The sequence below is a fragment of the Pseudarthrobacter sp. genome, from assembly GCF_036675385.1.
Taxonomy (GTDB): domain Bacteria; phylum Actinomycetota; class Actinomycetes; order Actinomycetales; family Micrococcaceae; genus Arthrobacter.
This window is the reverse complement of sequence record NZ_JAKFFD010000220.1, coordinates 1-4,041: the sequence shown is the minus strand read 5'-3', so window position 1 is coordinate 4,041 and position 4,041 is coordinate 1. Positions and strand designations below refer to the sequence as shown.

Genomic DNA, 4,041 nt, shown 5'->3' with positions numbered 1-4,041 from the left:
GCTGAAGATGGAGCTCAGCCCGCTTTGGCTTCCGGGGAGTACGACGACGTCGCTCGGGTTCGGCGGGGTGGTCCCGGCCGGTGTGGAGGCACCGAGTTCGTGCGCGAACCACGACTGGAGTTCGGGCATTCCGGCTGCGGGCGGACGGAACAGGGCAGCGTCACCGCGGGCTGCCCTTGCTATAGCGGCCCGCACCAGCCGCTCGGGCAGGAGTTCGCGGTCCGGGTAGCCGGAGTGGAAGGAGATGGCATCGTTGGCCACGTTGCGCATGGTGCTGGACGCCGGGGGCGGCGGCGCCAGCGGGGAACGGAGGGCCGCCGTCTGCCAGCCGTAGTCGGAGGGACGGGCGCTCCGGACGGCGCGCACAAAGGTCCCGACGCCGGGCCGGCTCTCGATCAGTCCCTGTGCCGTGAGCGTCTGCAGGGCCTTCTGCACCGTGACGGGACTGGCCTGGTACTCGGCCACCAGCGAGCGCGTGGACGGCAGCTTGGCACCGGGCGCGGCCGAAGAAATCCATTTCTTCAGGTGCGCCACAATCCGGGAGCTGCTATCGTTATTCATGAGAGACAATAGTAGCGCTACTACGCTTTTACCGCCAGTGATACCGTCCCGCCAGCCCACCGGTCTCTGGTGGGGTCTCGCGGGAGTAGCGGCCTTCTCCTTCACGGTTCCTTTCACGAAGGTGGCCGTCGAGTCCCTGTCGCCGCTGTTTATCGGGTCGGGCCGTGCGGTGGTAGCCGCCATCCTCGCCACCTTCGCGCTCGCCCTCACCCGGCAGCGGCTCCCCCGCGGCACGCAGTGGGTCCGCCTCGCGGTGGTGGCCGGCGGCATCGTCGTCGGGTTTCCCCTGCTGACTTCCTTTGCGCTCACCACAACGCCGGCCAGTCACGGCGCCGTAGTGATCGCCCTGTTGCCCGCCGCGACGGCAGTGGCTGCAGTTCTTCGGGGACGCGAGCGTCCACGCCCGGCGTTCTGGCTCATCACCGGCGTGGGAGCGCTGACGGCCATCGGCTTCGCCTCCCTGCAGTCCGGCGGGTTTGGGCAGCTTCACTCGGCGGACTTGCTGCTCCTCGGCGCGGTGGTGGCTGCGGCCATCGGCTATGCGGAGGGTGGACTGCTGGCCCGCGAGCTCGGCGCCTGGCAGACCGTGTCCTGGGCGCTGGTGCTGGCGTCGCCGCTGATGGTGTTTTTGGTGGCGGTGTCCGTGGCCCAGCAGCCGCCGTCGGGCACACCGGTCCAGTGGCTGGCCTTTGCGTACCTCGGCGTGGTCAGCATGTTCCTCGGCTTCTTCGCCTGGTACCGCGGCCTGGCCATCGGCCCAATGGCCCAGGTCAGCCAGATCCAGCTTGTCCAGCCCGTGCTGAGCATCTGCTGGGCGGGCCTTCTGCTCGGCGAGTCGCTGACGTGGAGCACGATCGTCGGCGGCCTGGCTGTCATCCTCTGCGCGGGCGCCGCGGTCCGGGTCCGGCTCAAGCCTGCAACCCCGCAGCCCGCCGCCCCTCACCCTGCCGAGCCTCTCGCCACAAGAACCCTCGAACCTGCAAAGGATTAGTCCCATGTACACGCCAGCCCATTTTGAAGCCGGCCCCGACGCCGTCCAGGAACTGCTGACCCGGCCGGGCGCAGCGAACCTGGTCACCATGACGTCCGGAGGCCTGCTCGCCACGCTGCTGCCGTTCGTCTACGACCCCTCGGTGGGCGAACACGGCGCCCTGCACACGCACGTCGCCAGGAACAACCCCCAGTGGTCCGAGCCGGCCATCGGGGAGTCCCTCATGATCGTCCAGGGCGCGGACGCCTACATTTCGCCGTCCTGGTATGCGTCGAAAGCCGAGCACGGCCGCGTTGTGCCCACCTGGAACTACTCGACGGCGCACGCGTATGGCCGTCTCGTCATCCATGACGACCCGGCCTGGATCGCCGGCCAGGTCAGGCGGCTGACCAACGCCAACGAAGCGGATTTCGAGCACCCGTGGAGCGTGGATGACGCGCCGGAACGCTACATCTCCGGCCAGCTGCGCGCCATTGTGGGCATCGAACTGGTCATCACCAGGATCGAGGCCAAGACCAAGCTGAGCCAGAACCGGTCAGCGGCGGACGTCGACGGCGTCGTCGCAGGGCTCAGCGCCCGCGGCGCGACAGAAAGCGCCGCCGACGTCGAAAGGGCACGGCCGGCGCGCGCCTAAATTCTTCCCAAGTAGGTCGCATTTAATGTCGTTATTCGCGTGAATGACGACGTTAACTGCTAGCTAGTTGGGTGGGTGCTGGGCAGGTTGGGTGGCGGCGAGGGCGGCAACGTCCCGGGGCGTTGTGCGGCAGCAGCCTCCGATGATGCGGGCCCCGAGCTCGCGCCAGGAACCGGCTCCGGCCGCGGGGCCCGCGGGCCGGGCCTTGACGGTTTCAGCGGCACCCTCTGAGGAGGTTGCCCAGGTCTTGGTGGCGGCGTCGTAACTTTCGCCGGAGTTCGGATACGTGACCAGCGGCTTGGAACCCGCATGGCCGAGGGCTGTCAGGGCGGCCGGGACCAGATGCTGCGGTACGCAGTTCACGCCCACGGCCACCACCCGGGACCCGGACCCGCAGAGCTCAGCTGCCGCAGCCAACGGGGTGCCGTCGCTGATGTGCGCACCGTCCCGCAGCGAGAAGGAGAACCAGGATTCGACGTCGAACTCCACGGTCAGTGCCAGCAGCGCCTCTGCTTCTGCGAAGGACGGCAGCGTCTCGCAGGCCAGGAAATCGGCTCCGGCCTCCACCAGGGCAGCTATGCGGGGTCGGTGGAAATCCTTGAAAGCCTCGGCGTCCAGGACGTAGTCCCCGCGGTACTCAGAGCCGTCCGCGAGGTAGGCGCCATAGGGGCCCACGGAGCCAGCGACCAGCAGCGGCCCGGCCTGCGGATGCCGGGCAAAGTGTTCGCGCCGGGCATCATCCGCCAGCCGGACCGAGAGCCTGACCAGGTCCAGTGCCGCGTCCTCGGAAAGGCCGCGCCGGGCGAACCCCAGCGGGGTGGCCTGGTAGCTGGCGGTGGTGGCCACGTTGGCGCCGGCCTCGAAGTAGTCCCGGTGCACATCGCGGATCAGCTGCGGCTGCTCCAGCAGGACCTTGGCCGACCACAGCGGGTCATCCAGGCTGCAGCCGCGCGCCTCAAGTTCGGTGGCGAGGGCGCCGTCCGCGATCAGGTGCGCTCCGGCATCAAGCAGGCGGGACAGCGTGGTGTTGCGGGGCATGGCAGGAACTCCGGAAGTCGATGGAGGGAAGGACTATGTTGTTCATCATAGGCAATTTGAAATGCTTTTAACGAGCGTGGCGAACTATGACCGGCCCGGATCCGGCAGCTCCATTAGACTCTGCCCTATGTCGAAAACCTCCAGCATGGGCCGCGGCATGCTGGCCATCCTGGCCCTGGGGGCACGGCATGAGGCCGGGCTTCCGGGTGGAACCGTGGCGGGGATCGCCGCGGACCTGGCCAAAGACCGCAGCCAGGTGTCGCGGAACCTCCGCACCGGTGAGCAGGAGGGTTTCCTCGGCCGGACCGGCGAGCGCACCTACACCCTGGACTGGTCCATCCTGACCGATGCCCAGCAACTGACCGCGCAGAGGCTGCACACAGACGGCGCCGTGGCACTGGACCGGCTGGCCCGCGACACGGACGAGGGGTGCTTCCTGGGCGTGCTGCACGGCGAGAGCACCGTGACCATCGGCGAAAGCGTTCCCGCCAGCAGCAACCTGGTGGGCTCATGGCTGGGAAGGCCCTACCCCGCGTACTGCAGCGACGCCGGCCAGGCTGTGCTGTGGGAGTCGTCGGAAACCGAAGTACGGACCGTTTTCGCCGACGTGGACTTTGTGCGGCACGGCCCCAATACCCCGTCCGACGTCGGCGATTTCCTGGGGCGGCTGGCCGCGGCGCGGGCGCGGGGTTACTCAGTGGTGGATCAGGAAGCGGAGCCGGGGCTCTATTCGCTGGCCGTTCCCGTCCGGGATTTCAAAGGGGACGTGGCGGCGGCGCTGCAGATCGTGGGCACCAGGGCACGCCTGGAGCCGCGC

At 68.5% G+C, this 4,041-nt stretch carries 5 protein-coding genes; 3 read left to right on the top strand and 2 right to left on the bottom strand.

Features of this window, described 5'->3' with window-relative positions:
* A partial coding sequence (locus V6M49_RS18005; RefSeq protein ID WP_332762473.1) for a GntR family transcriptional regulator occupies window positions 1-561 on the bottom strand: 561 nt, incomplete at its 3' end.
* On the opposite strand from V6M49_RS18005, the gene V6M49_RS18000 reads away from it, so the two are divergent.
* Complete coding sequence (locus tag V6M49_RS18000) at window positions 560-1,552, top strand: DMT family transporter (protein WP_332762471.1); 993 nt, start codon at window positions 560-562, stop codon at window positions 1,550-1,552. The two genes, V6M49_RS18005 and V6M49_RS18000, sit on opposite strands and share 2 nt — an antisense overlap.
* A 4-nt stretch (window positions 1,553-1,556) precedes the next feature.
* Complete coding sequence (locus tag V6M49_RS17995) at window positions 1,557-2,186, top strand: FMN-binding negative transcriptional regulator (RefSeq protein WP_332762470.1); 630 nt, start codon at window positions 1,557-1,559, stop codon at window positions 2,184-2,186.
* Between the two features lie 63 nt (window positions 2,187-2,249).
* Here the strand turns inward: V6M49_RS17995 and mmuM are convergent, their stop codons facing one another.
* A complete protein-coding gene (gene mmuM, locus V6M49_RS17990) occupies window positions 2,250-3,224 on the bottom strand; it encodes a homocysteine S-methyltransferase (RefSeq protein ID WP_332762468.1) in 975 nt (324 codons plus the stop codon).
* Window positions 3,225-3,351: 127 nt separating this feature from the next.
* Here mmuM and V6M49_RS17985 point away from each other — a divergent pair.
* A partial coding sequence (locus V6M49_RS17985; protein WP_332762466.1) for an IclR family transcriptional regulator occupies window positions 3,352-4,041 on the top strand: 690 nt, incomplete at its 3' end.

Excerpts from the sequence above, each read along its gene's own strand:
- V6M49_RS18000 (WP_332762471.1), top strand. The coding sequence starts at position 560 with ATGAGAGACAATAGTAGCGCTACTACGCTTTTACCGCCAGTGATACCG.
- V6M49_RS17995 (WP_332762470.1), top strand. The coding sequence starts at position 1,557 with ATGTACACGCCAGCCCATTTTGAAGCCGGCCCCGACGCCGTCCAGGAA.
- mmuM (WP_332762468.1), bottom strand. The coding sequence starts at position 3,224 with ATGCCCCGCAACACCACGCTGTCCCGCCTGCTTGATGCCGGAGCGCAC.